Origin of the sequence: Nostoc sp. GT001, assembly GCF_030382115.1 — a bacterium.
Classification (GTDB): domain Bacteria; phylum Cyanobacteriota; class Cyanobacteriia; order Cyanobacteriales; family Nostocaceae; genus Nostoc.
Genome location: NZ_JAUDRJ010000003.1, coordinates 631,059 through 652,396 on the forward strand (window position 1 = coordinate 631,059; position 21,338 = coordinate 652,396).

The following is a 21,338-nucleotide window of genomic DNA, read 5'->3' on the forward strand; positions in this document are numbered from 1 at the left end:
CTCATCTACTCAATTTCTCAAAAACGGAGGTCTAAAACTCTTTCAACCAGGATAGAGTTTAGCCCGGATTTCTCACCACACCTCCTAAAGCCTGCGCTTGTGCCGGGGAGAAGTAATGAGTAAGAAGTAAGAAGTTTTTACTCATTACTCATTACTCATTACTCATTACTTCTCCTCTGCTCCATCAAACGCCTTAAGCTTGTGAGAAATGCGGGTTAGACCTCTGTACTTTTTAGTTGCAGTAGGTTCGTTGTGGCAGGGTAGAATCTAACACGAAGGGATTATCATTACCTTGGGGTGTTTTAGCGATCGCATGACTGCGTGCTACCTCACCAGCATCAATTGGATCGTCTGCTTGCCACTTACAGAGAGTATCCTTTTGTGCTTCAAAGAAGCTTGCATTTGCCAGTTCTGGGTAGACTGTGCGGAAATAGAAAATTACGCGAGCAATATCTCCTTTCTTTGCCTCCCGTGGTTCAAAGAATCCCCGTTTGAATTCACTGTATTTGTCAATATCCTGCGGATTTGGTTTGAAACTTAGTTCATCATCATCGAGATACCAAGACGTAGTTTGATTATCAGGAATATCTGCAAATGGAAAGTTGGCGCGATCGCTGTTAACTTCCACACGTGAAGCAAAGAGGTTATGCAAATCACTTTTTGCTGGGCCTTCAGCTCCCATACTCTGTGGCCAAACGTGTTCAGCATTAATTCTGCGTTGTGCAGCTTCCTCTCTGGGTTTATCTGCATTTGGGTCAATCGGAACACTATAACCAGCGTAGATGTCCGTTACTGTACCGCTTTGGTTATCTATTTTGGTGTAGAGCAAATCACGGGCACTACCATATCCGAGGCTAGCACGAGGGGAGTAAAGGCTATCTAATTTTTCCAGTAAATCATCTCCTGTGACACCAGAAAGAATTGTGCCTGGTGTAACTGCTGGTTCAGGACTGCTAACTGGGACTGATGAAATGGGAGTAGTCCCACTAATAGCTGATAGACTAAATCGAGCAATCACAGGGTCGTGATCGCTGACTACTCTAGAAATCCCTGCGTTAACGTGAACAGCATTGATCTCAGGATTTCCATTGTTAAACAAGTTTGGGGTAATCAGGATTTGGTCAATTTGTTCCTTATTTCCTCGAAAGACATAAGAGAAGCGGTCATCTTGAGGAATTTTGTTTACCAAATTTTTCAGCTGATTTCCTTCAAGGATTTTAATCGCCTGGGAGTCTGGAGTATCGTTTAGATCGCCAAGAACGACAATATTTGCATTGGGGTCAGTAGTTAAGCGATTTTCGACAAATTTGTTCACAATTGTTGCCTGCTGTATCCGTTTTGGGTCGGAAGCTGCTCCTCCGCTTTTGGACGCAAAGTGATTGTTTATCAGGGTGATAGGAATATCGTTGAAAGTAAATTCACCCACTAAAGGTTTGCGACTTTTTAAAAAAGCTGGATCGTCCGCAAAGCGTTCAAGCTTTTGTAGCTTAACTCGTTGAGGATTGAACAAAAAGCCTACCCGGATATTGCCACCTGGTTGGCCTCCATCAAGTCCGTTCTGAGGAGGAATTTCCCGATATTTATAGGCTGGGCCTCCTACAGATTGGATAGAACTGATGAGAGTGTTAGCAGTCAGAGTAGCATCAACTACAGAACTTAACTCAGCTCCATCATTGTCTTGTACTTCTTGCAAAGCAATAATGTCTGGTGCTTCAAGATTAGTAACAATCTGGTTTGCTAAAGCTGCAAACTTACCGTTTTTTACATCATCATCTACATTTCTGGCCGACCCACCATCAACCTTAGAGACGTTTTCCTTTTTAGGATCGAGGTTTTCGACGTTAAAGGTGGTAATCGTTAATTGCGTAGGACTTCCTACCAAAGATGTAACTTGTACACCATGAGCGATTCCTGAAGGAAGCCACAATGCAAGAAAAACGATAAAGCATAGCGCTTGCAAGACTTTTCGGAAAGAACTCATGAACATTCTCCTTAATTGCAAATAGAGACTTAACTCAGTTGGAGCGCCATTCCGAAGATATGAGAAGCAAAAAAGTTGAAGTTTTTTTTCAAGCCATTTGGCTAAGAAAAACAATCTATCTGTTTCAGCCCAAAATCAAGTATTGAGTGCAAGTTTATGTTTGTATTAAGAGATGTACTTCTCTCCAAAGAAGAAGTCATAACAAAATTAATAATACAGCAGTTATTTGGTATTTATCAACTTGTTATTTAGTTACTTGTGGATACTGAATTACGAGAATAACTAGTAACTAATGCCCCATACCCAATGCTCAATGCCCAAATTCCTAAGTATTTTGCTCAATAACCGTGGCACTATAGAAAATAGAGCTTCAAATTGAGCAATAGGAAGACTAAAGAACATTGTGCAGATAACATTCTTAGGGACGAGTTCCGGTGTACCCACGCGATCGCGCAATGTTTCCAGTGTCGCTCTGAGATTACCCCAGAGGGCAGAACTCTGGTTATTTGACTGTGGCGAAGGTACTCAGCATCAAATTATGCGGAGTGAACTCAAAATGAGTCAACTCTCCCGAATTTTTATCACCCACATGCACGGCGACCATATCTTTGGCTTGATGGGACTTCTTGCTACTTGCGGCTTGGCTGGTAATGTGGAACGAATTGATATCTATGGGCCACCTGGATTAAATGATTACATTCAATCCGCTTCACGTTACTCTTACACACACTTTTCTTACCCAATCAAAGTTCACGCCATCCGTCCAGGGGTAATTTATGAAGACGATGACTTCACCGTTAGCTGTGGTAATTTGCATCATCGGATTACAGCTTTCGGCTACCGCGTAGCCGAAAAAGACCGAGCCGGACGCTTTGATGTGGAAAAAGCCAAGGCGTTGCAAATTCCTCCTGGCCGGGTTTACGGTCAACTCAAGCGCGGTGAAACTGTTACTCTTGCGGACGGACGGGTGATTGATGGCACCCAATTGTGCGGCCCTACAGAAATTGGTCGAAAGATTGCCTATTGTACAGACACAATTTATTGTGATGGTGCAGTGCAATTAGCTCATGATGCAGATGTATTAATTCACGAAGCAACCTTTGCCCATCAAGATGCAGATATGGCTTTCCAACGGTTGCATTCTACAACGACAATGGCAGCGCAAACAGCTTTAGCTGCTGGGGCGCGTCGGCTGATTATGAGTCATTTCAGTCCCCGCTATGCTCCCGGAAATACCTTGGAGTTAAAGGATCTTCTCAAGGAAGCTCGTGCTATTTTTCCCCGTACTGATATGGCTCACGATTTTATGATTCATGAAGTACCCAGACGACGGGAAATAGAGTTAACCAAGGTAAGCGTTTAAATTTTGGACTTTCTTGCGGAACGCTACGCGTAGCGTCCCGTAGGGAAGGAGTACGGCTACGCTCAGTTGAACGATTTTAGATTTTAGATTTCCTATTGAACGCTTCTAATCTAAAATCTAAAATTAACCAGGTTCTATCTTAGATTTTAATAGTCTCAATCATAAGATCAAGCAAATAAACAGTAGCTTCGTTTTCCGAGTAAGTCAACTATTTAACCAACAATTTACGGTTAACTAGATGTATCAAGAATATATAAATAGTATGGTTTAAATATTTTATCAATGTGTTTTTTATATTACAAGTTATCAAAATCACTTTAATATATCTAGTAAGATTGTGAGTTTGATAGTTTTATACTCAAATGCTTAGGAAAAATAATTAATTTTTCGTCAAGATTTTTATTCCTTAAATAAAATATTTATTAAAAATTTATCCTTCTAACACTGATTCAGAATTTATATGCATGAATTGATGAACATGAAAGCGCCAGTTGGCATAATATTATGCCAAATTAGCTTGTCATTGTTGGAAGAAGAATTAAGTATGCGATCGCAGCTATTAGGTGTAAAAAAAATCATTTCATATTTATCATAAATCTTCCAAATAAATATAGTGTTTCGATATTAGAGGAGTTTAATAGTGGCTAAGACTAGTCTGAATCAAGAGCAACAGGTTACTACTTCAGCACAAGGCGCAGTTGACATCAGACAACTATCTACTATTTTGCTTCGCCGACGCTTTCTGATCTTTGGAGTTTCCTGTGTCGTTATGTCAGTTGCTAGCCTCTTGGCTATCAATGCCAAACCTACTTACCAGAGCAATATGCAGATATTGGTGAATTCCAATTTATCTGAAGGGGCACAGTCAAATACTCAGGTTATTGATTCAAATTCTCAAGTTGTTGATTCCACTACTCAGATGAAACTCATGCTGAGTTCTAAGTTGCTTCAGAAAGCTGTAGATTTACTCCATTCCGATTATCCCGATCTTACTTTACAAGATATCAATGGTCAAAAAGAACATAACAAAAAAGCACCTTTAGAAGTCACTCCAGAAGCAGGAGGCATAGGAGCAAATAAAGTTTTTAATCAGGCATTTAAAGTTTCTTTTCATGATGACGATCCAGTCAAAGCACAAAGAGTACTTCAAGCGCTACAGAAAGTCTATCAAAACTACAACAAACAGCAGCAAAAAGAACGTCTGAATCAGGGATTAGCTTTTGTAAATACTCGTTTACCTGAGATAAAAAAAGAGGTAAGTAAAGCTGAGAAAAACTTAGAACAGTTTCGCAAAAAGCATAAATTACTCGATCCAGAAGTCCAAAGTAAAATTCTGCTAGAATCTCTAGCCGATATTCAACAACAATTACAAACCACTCGTGCCAACCTTCAAGATTTAAACGCTCGCTACGATAATCTAGAGCAACTAATAGCATCTTCGTCCCAGCAGAATACACTACTTTCTTCTCGTTTAAATCAGTCAAGCCGCTATCAAGCGTTATTAAGTGAAATTCAAAAGACTGAATTAGCATTGGCTAAAGAGCGGCTCCGCTATACAGATGATTATCCATCGGTACAAAAATTAAAACAGCAACGCCAAAGTCAACTTTCCCTCTTACGAGAAGAGGTGAAAACTATTACTAATACTAGTCAGGAGAAGCCTTTATTCAAAGGACAAGTGTTAGGGGTCGATCCAACGTTAGTAGATGAGTTTGTTTTAGTACAGACAAGTGTTTTAGGACTAACTGCCAATGAAAAAAATCTCGTCGAGTCAGAACAGCAACTACGCTCCGAGATAAACAAATACCCAAGTTTAATAGCAGAATATAATCGTCTGCTGCCAAAGGTAGAAACTAGTCGCAAAAATCTTGAACAACTAATACAGGCGCAACAGTCATTAGGGCTGAAAATTGCTCAGGAAGGATATAACTGGCAAGTTTTGGCAGAACCTTCTCCCGGTATTTATATGGGTAACAACAGATTATTATTTTTGGTTGGAGGAGCAGTCATTGGGCCGATTTTAGGTATCTTAGCATCTCTGATTTGGGAAAAGTTTAATGACGCTATTTATTGTGCCGGAGATTTAAAGAAACTGACGAACCTACGTGTATTGGGATCGGTACCAAAACTACCGACATGTGGTGTCAAAAAACGGCAGATGGGGCTGCCTTGGAACAACCGAGGAAGCTCACATTCTTCTGTAATAGAAGCCAGCAACAAATTGCCAGTCCATGAAACTTTGGACATGATCTACCAAAATATTCAAATATTAAAATATCCCTTACCATTCAAGTCGCTGATGTTTACTTCAGCACTACCAGGGGAAGGAAAGACAACCTTAGTATTAGGGCTTGTAGCTAGCGCTGCCCGAATGCATAGACGGGTATTGGTAATTGATGCTAATCTACATAATCCTAGCCTACACAAAATCTTGGAACTATCCAATGACTGGGGACTCTCTCTGTTATTAGTTGATGAGACAACTACTCATTTTCAAGATTACATCCAGCCCATTCATCCCTCCATTGATATTTTGACTGCTGGCCCAGAACCAGAAGACACAGTGAAGTTGCTCAGTTCTCGACGGATGAAAGAACTAATAGAGGTGTTTGAGCAAAATTATGACCTAGTACTAATAGACGCTCCATCTATTTTAGGCACGGTTGATGCCAGGATTGTGGCATCTTTTTGCAGTGGTATTGTCATGGTAGAGCGCATGGGAAAAGTGACTCGAACTGAACTGACTCAAGCAACAGAAATTTTGAGTAAGTTGAATTTAATTGGAATTATTGCTAATGAGGTGAGTAATTCTCAAAAGGTATTGGCATCGTAAATTGAAGAAGAAAAGTTTCTCTTCCACAGCAGTAAGATTTGGACGATTCACTTTACCCAATTACCGCAACAGATTTTTGACTCTATCTTCAACCGAATCGGAATATATTTGAGCAATGCGATCGCTTTCGGTGGGTGCTTGCGCCATCACTTAGTGATTGCATCTGCTCATATTTAAGATAAAGAGGTCAGTCAGAGCTTTTTTGACTGGCAGTTAGCAATATTCAGGCTACTATTCTGGATATAAAGTAAGTAAATAAATATACTGATGTGCTATGGACGACTGAGATAGTAAACTGTTTAACACATTTAAACAAAGCTAGTGAAAAAACTATTTGTAACTTTTAATATTTTGGTACTTTTATTGCCCCTAACTGCTGTAGCTAGCAGCACAAATGACGACTTGTCATTCTTCGAGAGCAATAACAATTTGATCATCGTACTGGATAATAAGACTAATACTGCATGTTCTTTTAACACTAAGACTAATTCAGTCGTTAAAATGTCTAATGTTAAGTTTACTGATACGCGAATGGTTGGGGCCTCTTACTGGTGGGGAAAACTAAGCGGAAACCTGAACCATTTTCTTAATCCTAAAACATTTAAAATCAGCCAAATTAAAGGCAAATGGAACGATAATAACGTCATGTTAATTAAGAGACAACATTACAATGACTATGCTGCTTACACAGAAAATCTCGGTGCAACCTGTGTTAAAGAAGGTGGCTTAAATGAAGTAGCGAAGAAGATGATAAGGTAATTTATCTTACACTTAATCTCAATTATGAGAATTTTATACTGTCCATTGCTCCGCTTTCACTCAATTAATTTAGCAGGTGTTAATGCAATGCCTAACAAGAAAAAAAGCTAGTGGCATTGGGCATTGGAAACAAGTAGAGGAGAGAAATTCTCCCCCTGCCTCCTTCACCTGATTTCTACCTGATAGCTAAAGTAAAATGCATAATTAGTAGGAGGTGGCAACCTCCCGCGTTGGAGAACTGTCTCATCTTAAAGTAGTAGACGCCATAGTTAAGAGCGTCAATTAGATACTAGTGTGATTAGATGATCGGTATGAAATTCCAACTTTACTTAGGCTCTTTATTTTCCCAGATTAAAGTACGTCATTGGTGGTTAAGTATCTTTTTGTGGATAGCTTTGGTTGCCCCAGCCCAAGCGTCTGTAATCCTGCGCGTGGCAATTGAGAGGGGCGTTAATCAGGTAAAAGTGGGCAGTTCCACCACTGGGATCGTTAAGGATAGTACTGGCCGGACTCTTGGACAGTTGCCAGCAATGAGTGCATATTATGCCCAAGCCGTTCCTGGCGGAGTTGCTTTAGATAAGTGGCAGTCTGGTTTATTTTGGATTGAGCCAACTGGTAAAGGATTTGTTTATATTGGCGATCGCTGGTATCGAGGCAGAACTCTGGTTGTCCCCACAGAAAAAGGCTTAACGGCTGTTAACTGGGTTGACGATCAAGAATATCTCTACAGCGTTCTTGGTGGCGAAATGAATGCTAGCTGGCCTCAAGAAGCACTAAAAGCCCAAGCGATCGCAGCCCGCACTTACGCCCTCTACGAACGAGAAAAACAACGAAATAATCCCGTTTACGATTTAGGCAATACCCCCGATCGCTGGCAAATTTACAAAGGTGTCATCAGTGAATCTCCTGCGACTTACGCCGCAGTGGATTCTACTTTGGGACAGGTGCTAACTTATAAAAATCGGATTATTCTCTCAGTCTTTCATGCTTGTTCTGGAGGACACACTGAAAACGTAGAAGATGTTTGGGGAAATACCCTCCCTTACCTACGTGCTGTTCAAGACTACGATCAAAATATCCGCGAGTGTAATTGGGTGAAAACGTTCTCACCCAGTGAAATTAGCGCTAAATTTCCTGAGGTGGGCAGTGTGACGGCGATGATTCCAGAGACATACTCACCTTTCCGCAGTGTTAAAGTTTTAAAAATTGTCGGCAACAAGGGCACGAAGTTGCTAGAAGGCGAGAAAGTGCGAACAGCCCTCAAGTTAAAAAGTACCAAATTTAGCGTCACCAAGGGGGCTGATGGTAGTTTTGTACTGCAAGGGCTTGGCTATGGTCATGGTTTAGGCATGAGTCAGTGGGGGGCGTACAATCTGGCTCGGCAAGGAGTAAACCACCTGCAAATTTTGGGACATTATTATCAAGGTGTAGCTCTAACACCAATTCAGGCGAAGTAATCAGAGATTGGGCATTTAGCATTGGGGACTGATTATTAATTCTTCTCCCCCTGCTCCCTTGCCCCTCTGCTTCCTATTCCCCACTCCCCCGTTCCAAGCGCCGTTGCCATTCAGCGTCAATTTGTGCAGAACGTTCAACTTCTTGGTCGAGTAAGTCAGTTTCGCTAGAATACACTAAATCTTCGTTGCCAATGACTTTTTCTGTTGCAAATTGTTGAGCATAGTTGATTTTTTGTTGCAAAAGTGTGTCAGGACTTGCCAATAGCCTTGCTCTGGAAAGGCGATCGCGGTTGCGATCGCCTATTTTGCGATTACGCCACTGAATCCAGAAATAACGTAATAATGGTATACCTAAAAAACCTGCTCCGTAAGCCAATAGCAGCCAATAAATTCCTTGTACAAAAGCTACCAGTCCGCCTAATTGGATGGCAACAGTTCCATCACTTAACAACCTTCCCAGTACCAAAGCACCAACAAAATTTAATACACCTAACCCAGCACTCAGCATAATCTGCCCAGAACTTGCGGCACTAAAACGCCAGGGAAATTCCTCTAAGTGATCTGATATTGCATAACGGCGCTTTTTAACTGCACTCACCTGTAACTCTGGGAAATAATAAACAATTTGCCCTTCTGGACTTACTCCCGGTTGCCCATTAAACCGCGTCAGAACGGGCAGCATATAATCTTCGTACTCTCTTGTGTATCCCTCACCTATGTCATCCAAATATGGGGCAATTTGTTCTGCTACAACTGCACCACGGTTACTCCGAATCACCGTAGCAATTTCTTGCCAGCGACGTTCTTCTAAGTTGGCGTTCGGATTACCATCGCCAAACAAAAACGAAAATACAGCTTCAAAGAAATTCAGATTGCTTTCTTCCCGGCTTCCACGTCGCGTTTCCTGGTAGTGGGTGTCATAATTTGGGCTAAGATACCAAAATAAATTTGGAAAATAGAAGAAGCCCCCACCGCCGGAATTACTGCCCTGATTGTCGCCGTCACGATCTGAATTGGCAGCAGTAATGATCATGAAGATGGTAACAGTTATCAGAGCGATGGAAACAGTTAAGAAAATTCCAAAAGAAATGCGAATCAGGTAAAACAGAACACTCCAGACTTTTTTCCACCATTCCTGCAATCGTAGCCGGAAGTATTTATTACGCAAAATTGCTCGAAAATTTTGTGGAAAAAGGAAAACTATATCACCTGAATCCGCTACCTGTAAATGTCCGCCAGCATCAGATGCCAGGGCTAACAAGCTTTGATTAGCTTCAGCGACGTTCAATCCTGCCTGAGTTGCCACATCACCAACGGTGACACGGTAGCCCAGTTGTTCCACAGCCTGCATGATGGTGGGACTGGGAGCCATTGCTCTCCCCTCCTATTGAAAATTATTCCTTTTCTTAAGTATAAAGTTTTATTTTGAGCGACTTAGCAGGGGTAGGAATAAAGCATGAAATCATTAAAAATAGAAATTCTTACTATTTTATCTATATGAAAGCCATTGTCAGTCCATACTTTGAAGCTCAAGGCCCTTCGCAATTTCTTCAAAGAGGACGCTTCGTTGAACACCCCGATGTGAAAACGAATGTGGCTCAGGCGATGGCGAAGGATATAACTTGAATATTCCACTGCCAAAAGGAAGCAATGAGGCTTTTTATCTAAAAGCTCTAGAAAAATCTGTCAGCAGGGTATTATCGTTTAAGGCTGAAGCTTTGGTAGTGGCGACAGGTTTCGATACCTTTAAATCTGATCCCCTGGGTTGCTTTGCGCTGGAGTCTAATTCTTACTATAAAATCGGTAGAATGATTCGCTCTCTGAATCTACCAACACTATTTGTGCAAGAGGGTGGATATTTCGTTGAAGCCTTACGGGAAAATGCTCGGCAACTCGTTAAAGGTTTTGAAAACGTTTGAATAGTAGCTAATGCTGCTGTAGGTAGTTGCTGTTCATTAACGAAATCTTTACATGAATTTGGTAAACCAATACTAAAGTCCATAAACCGACAAATGACTGACACGCAAAATGATATAATTACTTGCCTCAGCTTGGTTAAAATCAGCAAATTTTCTGCTCAAATATGGTTCAATACACTCTCGCTCAAAGCCCAGAAATTATCCTTACCGTTTCTGGAAAAGATTCAGCCAAAGCCCGTGATAAAGCAATGGATCAGCTAATGGAACTGATGGATGCAGGTAAGTTACCCACAGAACTGGAAGAAGGATTTGGCCCTCAACAATTAATTGAGGTAAAAGAGTCAAATATTGATACTGCTAGTGGTGAGGATAGTATTACCCAAGCTGTCCAGATTCTGAGTAACCTGGCTACGCTCAAGCTGAAAGTTCAGGAGTCACGAGCTGAAGCGTTGGAAATTCGCAAAGCTGTTGATATTTTGTTTACTGATGACTCCGTGACTGAAGAGGAAATTACTCGACTCAAGGAAGGTTTTAAAGTTCTCAAAAATTTTGCTCAAGCTAATGTGCGTTACCAAGAAGCGCGGTCTAAAGCAGAACTAGCTAGGCAGACTCTAGATCAAGCTCTCAAATCCCCTGATAAGTAACATTTACAGAACTAGATGCATTGAGACACATCTGAAAAATGCAATTAAATACTCTAAAAGACAGGCATAATAACCTGTCTTCAGATTAACTGGGGCGCTAGGATTCGAACCCAGGGATGGCGAGACCAAAACCCGCTGCCTTACCACTTGGCGACGCCCCAACAATTTCACTATGACTAATATAACACTTATTCCTGGGTTAATGTCAAGTACTTTAATAGTTGATTTCAGATAATGGGTTTTTACAGCAGGACATTAATGGCTCAGAATCCTTAAACTTAGAATCTTTTATCATTTTGAGGTTGAAACCTTCAGTCTTCATGCTTAAGGCATAAAATTCTTTCCTTCGCATCTCAAATCTGCTTTACTTGATGATCGACGCCTTAGAGTCAGTCTCATCTACTTCTTTTTCTTTAGTCTCCAGTCTCGTGAAGGAAGACCCCTGCAATCCGACTTGATGATAGTAGTTGCTTAGTAGCCAGCCATATAAAGAGTGGAATAGTCTTCGCATAGCGGCCGCAAAGTCGGCGCGGTTCTTGAATCCATCGATATAGCCATTCAAGTCCTAAGTCTCGAATTATGCGGGGTGCGCGCTTATGAATTCCGGCATAAACTGGGAAAACTCCACCCAGTCCAATCATTACAGCTTGTATTTTGCCCTTGTGTTGAGCTATCCAATTTTCTTGTTTGGGACATCCCAGTGACACTAAGACAGCGCTAGCACCACTAGAATTAATCTTTTGAACCAAGGCTTCGTCTTCAATTTCAGTTAGGGGGCGAAAGGGTAGAGGTTCCATTGCCGCAATCTTTATCTGCGGAAATTCCTTCTCTAACCTGTTTTGCATCCTAGACAGAATTTCCGTTTGGGAACCTACAAAGAAGATGCTCAGATTTTGTGTTTGAGTTAGCTGACACAATGCGAGAAAAATATCCATCCCTGCCACGCGGTCTTGGTAAAGCGCTCCCATTTTTCGCATCATCCACACCAGAGGCATACCATCAGGAGTAACTATATCTGCATTTCGCAATATGGTGGCAAACTCTGGATTCCAATGGGCTTCAATGAGCATGTGTACATTGGCTACATATACAGTTTTACTCTCACGCCTACTCGCCCACTTCACTATTGTTTGTATCTGGTCGTCAAACCGTAAAGCAGTAATAGGAAAATCAAGCACTTTTTTAGTAGGTAGAAGCACTCTCGCCACCATCAATAACTCCTGTATCCAAGAAAACAATTCATAGATTACCTAGACCAATCCCAATGACTTAATATTCGGATTGATGACTCCTGACTTTTTGTAGGCTTGTGTCATTGTTGGAAGTTAACACATGGAGGTGCAATTGCCTTTTTAGTATACTTTTGGCTTAATCGGTAATACTAGAATTATTTACTGCTGTGTCCTAGCTTACTGTTTTATGTTAAGGATTTTAGACATTGCTTGACAAAATTCATACTTCCTTCATAATTATTTTTTGGTTAGTTCATCCAAGCATTATAATTGCGATAAATTCCTAGAGAGAAGCTGTATATCCAGTAGTATATACTACTTAATTGCTTAAGTAGAAATGCAAAATAATAGCCACTTAATATGCAGATATTATACGTAAATATGCGCTTAAGAGGTTGAATTAAAATTAGTATATTTTAATAAATAATAATTTTTTCTTATAATTTCCAAATTTATTACAGATTTAATTTAGTCTCTGTATTGAAAAATCTCTAAATTTTATTTTTTTCTGAAATAAAAGCCCAAAAAATAAGGGAAAGATAAATTTATCTTTCCCTGCTCTATAGTTTTTGTTATTGTCTGGCTTGTTATTTTCTTTAAGTCTTTGGCGTAACATTTGCCTTTGTTTTTTCAGTTGACGCTTCCTAGCAGAACCGCCTCTACCTTTATCATTTCTGCCTTCTTTACGGGGAGATTCCCATCTTTTCAGGCGCATAAGTTTTTCACCTCTTTAGCACTTGTTTGGTAGTGGGCAGGAGGAGAATCGAACTCCTATGACCGTAAGGCCGCCACATTTTGAGTGTGGTGCGTCTACCAATTCCGCCACCCGCCCTTGTATCTAACCTTAACTAGTATACTCTAAATTAAGAGATTTTGTGACAAGTCTGAAAATTATTTCTGAAAGTTTTGCTGGAATAACATTTCTAAGAATTTTCCGGCTTAAAGTGTGGCAGGGTCAATAAACTAGGGTCAATATCTTGTATTTTGGCACAGCCGCTAAGTGCCATTGCCACATTTAACTCATCTTGCAACAGTGAGATGACATGAGATACGCCGATTTGTCCTGCTACCGCTAGTCCCCACAAAATAGGTCGTCCGATTAGTACTGCTTTTGCCCCTAATGCCAGAGCTTTGAGAATGTCTGTGCCTCTACGAATGCCTCCATCCAACACTACTTCTACTTTACCGTCCACTGCGGCTACTATTTCAGCTAGGGCATCTAAAGAAGCGATCGCACCATCGAGTTGTCTGCCACCATGATTAGAAACAACAATTGCTTTAGCTCCATATTCTACAGCCTGCACAGCATCATCTGGGCGTAAAACTCCTTTGATAATTAAAGGTAGTGGAGATAAAGACTGCAACCATTCCAAATCGTCCCAAGTAACTGCTGGGTTTAGTTGTTGGGCAAAGTAGGTAAATAAACCAGATTCGCCTTTTTCATGGGAAATATCTAGTCCTGAGATACTAGCAAGATTAGCCAGATGTAAATCTTGGGGTAAGGCAAACTCATTACGTCTATCTCTCTCACGCTGTCCGAGAACGGGTGCATCTACAGTTAGACAAAGTGCTTTGTAGCCTGCTGTATAGGCTTTTTCTACCAAAGCACGAGTTAATCCCCGGTCTTTATGGATGTAAAGCTGGAACCACCGCAGAGAATCTGGAAACTGATTACATGCAGTCGCCACTTCTTCAATGCTTTTTGTGGCCATTGTACTTAACACCATACCCACACCAGCTGATGCAGCAGCTAAAGCCGTGGCAACTTCTCCGTCTGGATGGGCTAGACATTGAAAAGCCATCGGTGCAATTAACAAAGGTAGTTGCAGGGGTTGTCCTAAAATGGAGGTACTTAGATTGCGATCGCTTACATCGACTAATATCCGAGGTCGCAGCTTGACTCGTTCAAAGGCAGCACGATTATCTCGCAATGTGATTTCGTCCCAAGCACCACTACTGTAGTAATCAAGTGTCGTTTGAGACAGATATTCTTTTGCTAGCTTTTCGTACTCAAAAAGATTGATGGGTTGAAAGTGATCGTCAGTGGATAAGTAGGTAGACATAATTAAATCTAAAATAAAACTTTTGTTCGTAGTGAGCGATTTATCGCTCTGCATAAGATTTTAAAAGGCTAGAGTCGCTGACTACGATTATTCATTTTCAAGGCTTTCAAATATATTTATTTTGATAGTACATTTGTATTAATTTATCCTCACCTAGTTAGCGATCGCTCAATAAAATTATGCGCCGAGGCGTTGTTCAAACAGCATGAAGATTGCTCCCAAAAAAAAGACCTCTGCTTTGCGCCAGAGGTCTTTCTGTTGCAGAACGTTGTAAAATTCATAAGCAACGTAAAACGCTGATATGGTTAATTTAATGGCTTCTGTGCCATGAACGCAAAAATATCAACCCAATTGCCAATCCCATACTGACCATTCTTATTACTCCTATACCGGAAATGCGTTCGCCAACATTTAGGTACAGACCTAGAAATCTAATGCTGCGACTAAAACTTCATCGTTATGCAAGGTTTTAGGAGAACTTTTCCCAGGATTGGGCAACTAATTGGCTTAACCAGCGACGTTGTTGCTGATCCAGCAGTGGATCGTCTGCTAACAACTGAGCGGTCAATTCTTCCAAAGATTGACCCTGAGCGCGGACAATTTTAATTACTCCAGCGATCGCACTGGCAACTAGTTCTTCATCAATCGGTTGTTGTCGCAGGGCAATAATTTCTTGGGGACTGTCTGGAATGGGATAATTCATGGCGTGGGTTTACAGAAATACAAAATGAACAATAAATTTGACAAACTCTTAAAATTTCTTCACTGAATCTTTATGAAACTAATAGGGCGGAGTTTACCCTACTTTGTGCCTTAAGAAAATCTGTCTTAGTGAGTAGATTGATGGGAGATGTCAGGAAAACATGAAAGAAATCCTTTATTTAGAAGTTCCAACTCCAGAAACAGAAACTGTGCGTAGTTGGTTACAAACAGATTTTGAACCTGGAAATGGAGAAAAAGTACTTACCTCGGAAGGTTTTCGCCTTCAAATACCCAGTGCTACTACACATACTGGAGTGAGTCTTTCCGAAAACTTGCCTACAGAACTTTCGGTATTTGTCTGGTCGGTGCAACGAACTACCTATCTGAAAGTGTTTCGCTGGGCAGAAAAACCCTTTCCCGGTGAAGGAAAAATTCTGCAACGGTTGACCAAGGAAATTAGAAGCCGTTTTCCGCATCATTACCCAGAACCGCCAACAATTGATTTATCCCAGCAATCAATATTTGACGCACTAGGCTCGACTTACCCCCTTACCGTCAAGTATTTTCAGAAAATGCCCAACGGTGAATATGACCTAACTCGTGCCTATTGGTGGGAAAAACGATGGCGCGAAGGGGTGCGGAATCCGCAGCAGCCTCGTCAAGTGGTGTTTTCGCCAGGGAGCAGCACTTCTCTACGAGAGGCTTCGCTCAGTGACCGAGGAGAAGTAGCAGGAAGGCTTTCCTCTCTGCCCCTTGTGTCCCATACTCAGTACGACATTATCTATGTCGGTGGCGCACTCGGTGCAATCCATGCGGCACTGATGGCAAAACTCGGATATAAAGTCTTGCTAGTGGAACGAATGCCCTTTGGGCGGATGAACCGAGAATGGAATATTTCGCGCGACGAGATTCAAAGCTTGGTTAACTTGGGTTTAGTCACCCCCGCTGAGTTAGAAACCATCATTGCCAGGGAATACAAAGATGGATTCAATAAGTTTTTTGATGCTAATAATCCAGCCAAACTGCGATCGCCCGTCCTCCACACACCCACAGTCCTAAATTTAGGTTTAGATTCCGAAAAATGGCTCCAAATGTGTGGGCAAAAACTGCAAGCGGCAGGCGGTGAAATTTGGGATGAAACAGAATTTATCCGTGCAGATATTGATATATCACAGGTAGTTTTGCAAGTCAAGCACTTGCCCAGTCAAATTGAGAAGCAAGTAAGTGGACGACTGCTAATAGATGCAATGGGAACTGCGTCACCCATTGCTTGGCAATTAAATGGTGGTCGTGCCTTTGATAGTGTCTGTCCGACAGTGGGAGCGGCAATTGAGAGCGGATTTGAGCCGGGAGTATGGGATTCCCAATATGGGGACGTTCTTTACAGTCATGGAGATATTTCGCGGGGAAGGCAGTTGATTTGGGAATTGTTTCCCGCAGCTGATGATGAACTGACGATTTATTTATTTCATTACCACGAAGTCAATGCTGAAAATCCTGGTTCCTTGCTGGAGATGTACGAGGACTTTTTCACAATTTTGCCAGAGTATCGCAGGTGCGATATGGACAAATTGGTGTGGAAGAAGCCGACATTTGGGTATATACCAGGGCATTTTAGTGTAGGAAGTCGCGATCGCACAGTTGCCTTTGATCGATTGATTGCGATCGGTGATGCAGCATCACTCCAGTCTCCCCTCGTTTTCACAGGTTTTGGTTCCCTAGTTCGCAACTTAGAGCGCTTAACAACGCTGTTGGATACTGCCCTCAAACATGACTTGTTGAGTTTCCGCCACCTGAACCAAATTCGCGCCTACCAAAGCAACGTTTCCGTGACTTGGCTATTTTCCAAAGGGATGATGGTTCCCACAGGGAAATTTTTACCACCCCAGCGGATTAACTCTATGCTCAACACCTTCTTTGGGCTGTTAGCAGACGAACCGCCAGAGGTAGCAGATAACTTTATCAAAGATCGGTGTGATTGGTTAACCTTTAACCGCCTAGCACTCAAAGCCGCTAGAAAAAATCCTGCCTTGCTTTTATGGATTTGGGAACTTGCTGGGCCCAGGGATTTGCTCAGATGGCTTGGTAGTTATTTCAACTTTGGTCGTCATGCCCTAGTTAGTGCTTTATTAAGTCCGTGGTTCCCGCACTTCTTAAACCGGGTAGGTTTTTGGCTAGAACCCCGGAATCCAGGCTTGTGGCTGTGGCTATTGGCGATTAATTATGCGATCGCCACAGGCAAACCGCGATCGCCAAGTCAGGTAGCAAAAAGCAACCCAGAAGCCATAATTCCGAAGTCAGAAGCAAGGATTCTGAATTAGTCATGAGTCATTAGTCATTAGTATTAGACAAATGACTAATGACAACTAATTCCTAACTCTTGGGGCGAAAATTCGGCAGTTCTACAGATGCCAATGACTTACGCCCCTTGGGTGGACGCTGGGGATAAACTACTGGTGAAGGTGAATTGTCATCATTGGTGCTATCACCTAATGACTCTGAGGACAAATCACTTGCTGACAATTGTGAAACTTCTGACCAGTAGTCTTCAGTTTCTCCAACAGGCGTTTCGGTTTGAGATGGATTAGAGGAAAGCAGTAAGTTATTGGCTGGTGAAAGCACAGAATCCGTCGTCCAAGAGGTAGAGGTAGTTGCAGGAGGATTAATTTCTGCCTCCAAATCTTCCTCCTGTGGATTTTCTAGTTCCTCATCGTCTTCTAAGATTGTTGCTAAAGTCTCCCAAATAGGAACATCACTAACATCCGTTTTCGCAGCAGGTGGTGGTGATGTAGATGCAGGCTGGGAGGTGAAAAACATTTGAATTAGACTATCTAATTGCTGATCTAAATTTGATGAACCCGAAGGTGAAACCGCTTCCGTTGTTTCTGGAGAATCATCAACTTGTGCAGATGGCGCAGGTTGTGTTGGTGTTGGCGTGTCTTTCTTAACTGTCCAGTTCCAAGGAGATGATGGCGGCGTCGCAGAGGCTTCATTTCTTTGGAAGGGGATTGGTGCTGAAGGTTCACCCCAAGAATTATCTAGATCGTTACTCAAGGATTCTTCTTCTGCTGACCAAGGTTGAATTGGCTGTGCGTTAGGAAATAAAGACCGAGCTTTTCTAGAAAATCTTCCTTGGCTACTAGTTATGTCTTTAGGATGTTTTGCAGCATCCTCTAAGGAGTCATAGCTAGGAACCGATGTATCTAGACATTTTTCCAAAGCTGCTTTGAATTGCAGCGTCTGGCGTTGTTGTCGCATCAGTCTTGTACGTAACTCCCGACAAACATTTTCTGATTGCAATAACTGCTGAGATTGTTCGTTGTTATTAGTGTGTAGCAACGTACATTCTCGCTCTAACTGGGCCAGGCGTTGTTGGCTAATTTGTAGCTGTGCTTTATAAGTATCAGTGAAAATTTCCTGACGTTGAACAGTTTGTACAGCAGTTTCTAATTGTTGAAATAAAGATTTTATCTGTTCTTGAGCCGCAGCTAGTTCCTGAGTGTGTTGGTTGAGCATCGACTCACTAACGCTAGAACGCGTTTTCTGCCACTGCAAAACCTTTTCTGACTCAGCTAGGTTGTCTTTTAGCTGCTCCACTTGTGCATACAAATTATTGTTAGCCGCACGTAATTCTTCGTTCAATGCCAGCAGGTTCTGAAATTCCGAGTCAATAAGTGCTTGTTTGCCGCTTTCAGGCTCTGCAACCCAGTCCTGCTGGGTGGTATCTTGTGAAAATTGTCTATCTTCAGCTGGCATGAGGAGTGGCAGTTTTTTAACTGTCATATTGTCATTAGGCACAACTGAGTAAAAGGGACAACTCGCCTGTTCTGATTGTGGCGAATTAGCAGAATTTAGGGATTCCATCACAACCCCCTTGTTTGAGGTGTCAGCTTCATTCATCACTCTTGACTCACCTGCTTAAAAATATTCAGCAGCGCTGGCATTAGCATTGCTTATAAACTGTGTCTAATCAGGGTTTGCTCTAGAAGCTAAGTTTAACTCTCTCCAAGCACCAGCAATTAATTATCAATTGGTGTTCCCCATTTTGTATCTAGACTGATGCCGTTATAACACTATGATGCTCTGCCCCGTCAAGAAGAGGTATAAGGGGAACTCTGGCCGCCTTCGAGGATAGGTGGGAGGGAGGAGAAACCCGATACATTAAAAATTAAACTGTATTGGCTAGCTGAGGAAGTTTTTGACATGAAAAAACTGCCTAACCTTATACTTTATTTTTTATAATCGCATCTGTCTTAAGAGATAAATTATGATTGTCTCCTGAAATACATTTTGTAATACCTTATTTAGTACTTAAATATAGATATCCGTACAAGTATCTACTGTTCAATGATAATTCTGTAATTTTAAGCGATCGCTATTTAATGTCAGCAAACAACTAAGAGCTTTCGCTATAACTGCAATGTTAAGAGATCCCGAAATACGCGAGTAAATACTTATAAAGTCTTAACAAAGACGTAACAAGTCGTCTAAGTAAAATATAAAACTTTTTTAAAGAGTAATCTCAACTTAGTTAGGGCTTTTTTCTCGATAAATACATTGCCAGTAAGCAATTGCAGGTTTTATTGGTTATAAGCTTTTAGATCGACTTATCTTCAATACGTCAAGTTTGTTTAATGACTGGAATAAAATCGTTTAAAGTATACTTTACTACTTAGAAATATTATTTACACTGTATATTAATTTACAATAAAAATATTGAATTTGAGCATTACTACGGATACTCATTTTAATTATTTTATTAAAGAATAATCGTAATAACCGCGTTTTCTATTAGAAATGAAGTAATTATAAAGACCATAATTACTGGCAATTCATCTGGTTGTAGCGCGAAATAAAGTGCTGTGGCAGTTAGGCTTTTTCAAAAAAATCAAAATTTCAAATAGGGGTGCTAAAGATGACTGATGTACTTGGAATGGGTGTAAATATCAAGCAAGAGACTGCTAAATTGCCGCTGCTTGTAGAAAATTGTGACAGCTTTTGGGACAAAGAAATCAGACCGTTATTTACAGATGAGTCTCTATCTTTCAAGGTGAAAACTCTTAACGGAAACTATGTCAAGTACGTCAACTTGGATAATGGAGCTACAACCACACCATTTGCAACCCTGAAGCAATACGTGGACGAAATGCTTGACACCTATGGCAGTGTACATCGAGGTTCTGGGCAAAAATCCATCATCACTACACGAGAATATGACGCTAGTCGGAACGTGATTCGGGACTTTGTAGGGTCATCTTCAGACAACTATGTCATCTTTGCGAAGAATACAACAGAAGCAATTAACGGAGCCGCCACACTGTGGGCAAAAAAACCTGGGAAAATCTTAGTTTCTGATATTGAGCATTCATCTAACCTGCTGCCTTGGGTTACTAGAGACGAAGTTGTGCAGTACAGAACCCAGCCCGATGGAAGTGTAAATGTCGCAGAAATTGAAGATATTTTTAAAGCACACCAAAATCTCCCCGAAGCCGAGCAAATTAAGTTAGTAACTATTACAGGTGCTTCGACAATTACAGGTTACAGACCCCCAATTTACGAAATTGCAGCTTTAGCACATCGGTATGGTGCGAAGATATTTGCCGACGTGTGTCAGTTAATTCAGCATGAACGAGTTGATATGCGTGCTGATGATGACCCATGTCATTTAGATTTTGTGGCTTTCTCTGGACACAAGATGTATGCCCCTTATGGAACCGGGGTTTTGCTGGGGCCAAAGGAATTTTTTGATAGTTCCTACCCTTATCAAATTGGGGGTGGAAACCTGCCTTATATCACCAGAAACCTAGAGATTAAGCGTTTTTATACAGAACGGGCCCATGACCCCGGAACACCAAATGCAATGGGTGCGATCGCCATTGCCAAGGCGATTGAAATTATCGAAGAAGTGGGGCGCGATCGCATTGCTCAGTATGAACACTCTCTAGTTGAATTTACATATACACGGCTTGGGCTGATTTCTGGTGTCAAAATACATATCCCCGGAGATAACTTAGCCCATGTTATTCCCTTCGATATTGATGGATTTGATGGACGCTTAGTAGCAGAAATTTTGGCACAAGAATACGGTATTGGCGTTCGGGCTGGGGCTTTCTGCACTTATGAATATATTCGCAAACTCAAGAATGTTTCAGACGAGAAAGACTATGAGATTGCTGAGGAAGTAGATAGAGGAATTACACGTAATATTCCTAGTATTATCCGAGCCAGTTTTGCTGTATATAATACATTAGAAGATTGCGATCGCTTTATAAATGCGATCGCTCAAATAGCTAAAAACGGATTGGCTCACTATTTGCCACACTATACCCAAGATCAGATAACTGGTGTTTGGACAGCGATAAACAGCTAGTTTTTTCAGAGCATT

Annotated in this window: 16 protein-coding genes and 2 tRNA genes; 9 read left to right on the top strand and 9 right to left on the bottom strand. The window is 41.4% G+C overall.

All coding sequences use genetic code 11. The annotated features are described in order from the left end of the window. Window positions 1-232: 232 nt before the first annotated feature. On the bottom strand, window positions 233-1,981 hold the full coding sequence (locus QUD05_RS05610; protein ID WP_289795222.1) for an endonuclease: 1,749 nt from the start codon (window positions 1,979-1,981) through the stop codon (window positions 233-235). 403 nt (window positions 1,982-2,384) lie between these two features. Between QUD05_RS05610 and QUD05_RS05615 the strand changes: the two genes are divergently transcribed. The 4 genes from QUD05_RS05615 (at window position 2,385) to QUD05_RS05630 (ending at window position 8,393) form a co-directional block, all read left to right on the top strand. Next, on the top strand, window positions 2,385-3,344 hold the full coding sequence (locus QUD05_RS05615) for a ribonuclease Z (RefSeq protein ID WP_289795223.1): 960 nt from the start codon (window positions 2,385-2,387) through the stop codon (window positions 3,342-3,344). A 640-nt stretch (window positions 3,345-3,984) separates the two neighbouring features. Beyond that, the gene (locus QUD05_RS05620) at window positions 3,985-6,177 is read left to right on the top strand and encodes a GumC family protein (protein ID WP_289795224.1); all 2,193 of its coding nucleotides are present in this window, start codon (window positions 3,985-3,987) and stop codon (window positions 6,175-6,177) included. Window positions 6,178-6,498: 321 nt separating this feature from the next. After that, entirely contained in the window at window positions 6,499-6,936 is a 438-nt protein-coding gene (locus QUD05_RS05625; protein WP_289795225.1) for a hypothetical protein, read from the top strand. A 311-nt stretch (window positions 6,937-7,247) separates the two neighbouring features. After that, window positions 7,248-8,393 carry a SpoIID/LytB domain-containing protein gene (locus QUD05_RS05630; RefSeq protein WP_289795226.1) on the top strand — a complete coding sequence of 382 codons (1,146 nt, stop codon included), beginning with the start codon at window positions 7,248-7,250 and terminating at the stop codon, window positions 8,391-8,393. A 73-nt stretch (window positions 8,394-8,466) separates the two neighbouring features. On the opposite strand, the gene QUD05_RS05635 is transcribed toward QUD05_RS05630, so the two are convergent. Beyond that, window positions 8,467-9,765, bottom strand: coding sequence for a hypothetical protein (locus tag QUD05_RS05635; RefSeq protein WP_289795227.1), 1,299 nt, complete (start codon window positions 9,763-9,765; stop codon window positions 8,467-8,469). Between the two features lie 53 nt (window positions 9,766-9,818). On the opposite strand from QUD05_RS05635, the gene QUD05_RS05640 reads away from it, so the two are divergent. From QUD05_RS05640 to QUD05_RS05650, 3 genes are all read left to right on the top strand, one after another. Next, complete coding sequence (locus tag QUD05_RS05640) at window positions 9,819-10,019, top strand: hypothetical protein (RefSeq protein ID WP_289795228.1); 201 nt, start codon at window positions 9,819-9,821, stop codon at window positions 10,017-10,019. Then, window positions 10,016-10,312 (top strand): arginase family protein, encoded by a 297-nt coding sequence (locus tag QUD05_RS05645; RefSeq protein WP_289795229.1) that lies wholly within the window; start codon window positions 10,016-10,018, stop codon window positions 10,310-10,312. Before QUD05_RS05640 ends, QUD05_RS05645 begins: the two co-directional genes overlap by 4 nt. 164 nt (window positions 10,313-10,476) lie before the next feature. Continuing rightward, window positions 10,477-10,956: a hypothetical protein gene (locus QUD05_RS05650; protein WP_289795230.1), complete on the top strand. Its 480-nt coding sequence runs from the start codon at window positions 10,477-10,479 to the stop codon at window positions 10,954-10,956. Between the two features lie 89 nt (window positions 10,957-11,045). On the opposite strand, the gene QUD05_RS05655 is transcribed toward QUD05_RS05650, so the two are convergent. The 6 genes from QUD05_RS05655 to QUD05_RS05680 all read right to left on the bottom strand — a co-directional run bounded on the left by QUD05_RS05655 (window position 11,046) and on the right by QUD05_RS05680 (window position 14,954). After that, a tRNA-Gln gene (locus QUD05_RS05655) sits at window positions 11,046-11,117 on the bottom strand. A 252-nt stretch (window positions 11,118-11,369) separates the two neighbouring features. Beyond that, complete coding sequence (locus QUD05_RS05660) at window positions 11,370-12,167, bottom strand: WecB/TagA/CpsF family glycosyltransferase (protein ID WP_289795231.1); 798 nt, start codon at window positions 12,165-12,167, stop codon at window positions 11,370-11,372. A gap of 484 nt (window positions 12,168-12,651) precedes the next feature. Continuing rightward, entirely contained in the window at window positions 12,652-12,903 is a 252-nt protein-coding gene (locus tag QUD05_RS05665) for a hypothetical protein (RefSeq protein WP_289795232.1), read from the bottom strand. A gap of 33 nt (window positions 12,904-12,936) precedes the next feature. After that, a tRNA-Leu gene (locus QUD05_RS05670) sits at window positions 12,937-13,020 on the bottom strand. A 91-nt stretch (window positions 13,021-13,111) separates the two neighbouring features. Continuing rightward, a complete protein-coding gene (locus QUD05_RS05675; protein ID WP_289795233.1) occupies window positions 13,112-14,251 on the bottom strand; it encodes a glycolate oxidase in 1,140 nt (379 codons plus the stop codon). A 469-nt stretch (window positions 14,252-14,720) separates the two neighbouring features. Beyond that, the gene (locus QUD05_RS05680) at window positions 14,721-14,954 is read right to left on the bottom strand and encodes a hypothetical protein (protein ID WP_094349603.1); all 234 of its coding nucleotides are present in this window, start codon (window positions 14,952-14,954) and stop codon (window positions 14,721-14,723) included. A 160-nt stretch (window positions 14,955-15,114) separates the two neighbouring features. Between QUD05_RS05680 and QUD05_RS05685 the strand changes: the two genes are divergently transcribed. Next, window positions 15,115-17,274, top strand: a complete 2,160-nt coding sequence (locus QUD05_RS05685; protein WP_289795234.1) for an NAD(P)/FAD-dependent oxidoreductase — start codon at window positions 15,115-15,117, stop codon at window positions 17,272-17,274. A 52-nt stretch (window positions 17,275-17,326) separates the two neighbouring features. Here the strand turns inward: QUD05_RS05685 and QUD05_RS05690 are convergent, their stop codons facing one another. After that, window positions 17,327-18,853 (bottom strand): hypothetical protein, encoded by a 1,527-nt coding sequence (locus QUD05_RS05690; RefSeq protein ID WP_289795235.1) that lies wholly within the window; start codon window positions 18,851-18,853, stop codon window positions 17,327-17,329. A 1,015-nt stretch (window positions 18,854-19,868) separates the two neighbouring features. Here QUD05_RS05690 and QUD05_RS05695 point away from each other — a divergent pair. Beyond that, complete coding sequence (locus QUD05_RS05695) at window positions 19,869-21,323, top strand: aminotransferase class V-fold PLP-dependent enzyme (RefSeq protein WP_289795236.1); 1,455 nt, start codon at window positions 19,869-19,871, stop codon at window positions 21,321-21,323. Window positions 21,324-21,338 lie beyond the last annotated feature (15 nt).

Bases quoted from the DNA above. Each gene is read 5' to 3' on its own strand.
- QUD05_RS05610 (WP_289795222.1), bottom strand. From the start codon at position 1,981: ATGAGTTCTTTCCGAAAAGTCTTGCAAGCGCTATGCTTTATCGTTTTT.
- QUD05_RS05630 (WP_289795226.1), top strand. From the start codon at position 7,248: ATGAAATTCCAACTTTACTTAGGCTCTTTATTTTCCCAGATTAAAGTA.
- QUD05_RS05635 (WP_289795227.1), bottom strand. From the start codon at position 9,765: ATGGCTCCCAGTCCCACCATCATGCAGGCTGTGGAACAACTGGGCTAC.
- QUD05_RS05650 (WP_289795230.1), top strand. From the start codon at position 10,477: ATGGTTCAATACACTCTCGCTCAAAGCCCAGAAATTATCCTTACCGTT.
- QUD05_RS05660 (WP_289795231.1), bottom strand. From the start codon at position 12,167: ATGGTGGCGAGAGTGCTTCTACCTACTAAAAAAGTGCTTGATTTTCCT.
- QUD05_RS05665 (WP_289795232.1), bottom strand. From the start codon at position 12,903: ATGCGCCTGAAAAGATGGGAATCTCCCCGTAAAGAAGGCAGAAATGAT.
- QUD05_RS05675 (WP_289795233.1), bottom strand. From the start codon at position 14,251: ATGTCTACCTACTTATCCACTGACGATCACTTTCAACCCATCAATCTT.
- QUD05_RS05680 (WP_094349603.1), bottom strand. From the start codon at position 14,954: ATGAATTATCCCATTCCAGACAGTCCCCAAGAAATTATTGCCCTGCGA.
- QUD05_RS05685 (WP_289795234.1), top strand. From the start codon at position 15,115: ATGAAAGAAATCCTTTATTTAGAAGTTCCAACTCCAGAAACAGAAACT.
- QUD05_RS05690 (WP_289795235.1), bottom strand. From the start codon at position 18,853: ATGAATGAAGCTGACACCTCAAACAAGGGGGTTGTGATGGAATCCCTA.
- QUD05_RS05695 (WP_289795236.1), top strand. From the start codon at position 19,869: ATGACTGATGTACTTGGAATGGGTGTAAATATCAAGCAAGAGACTGCT.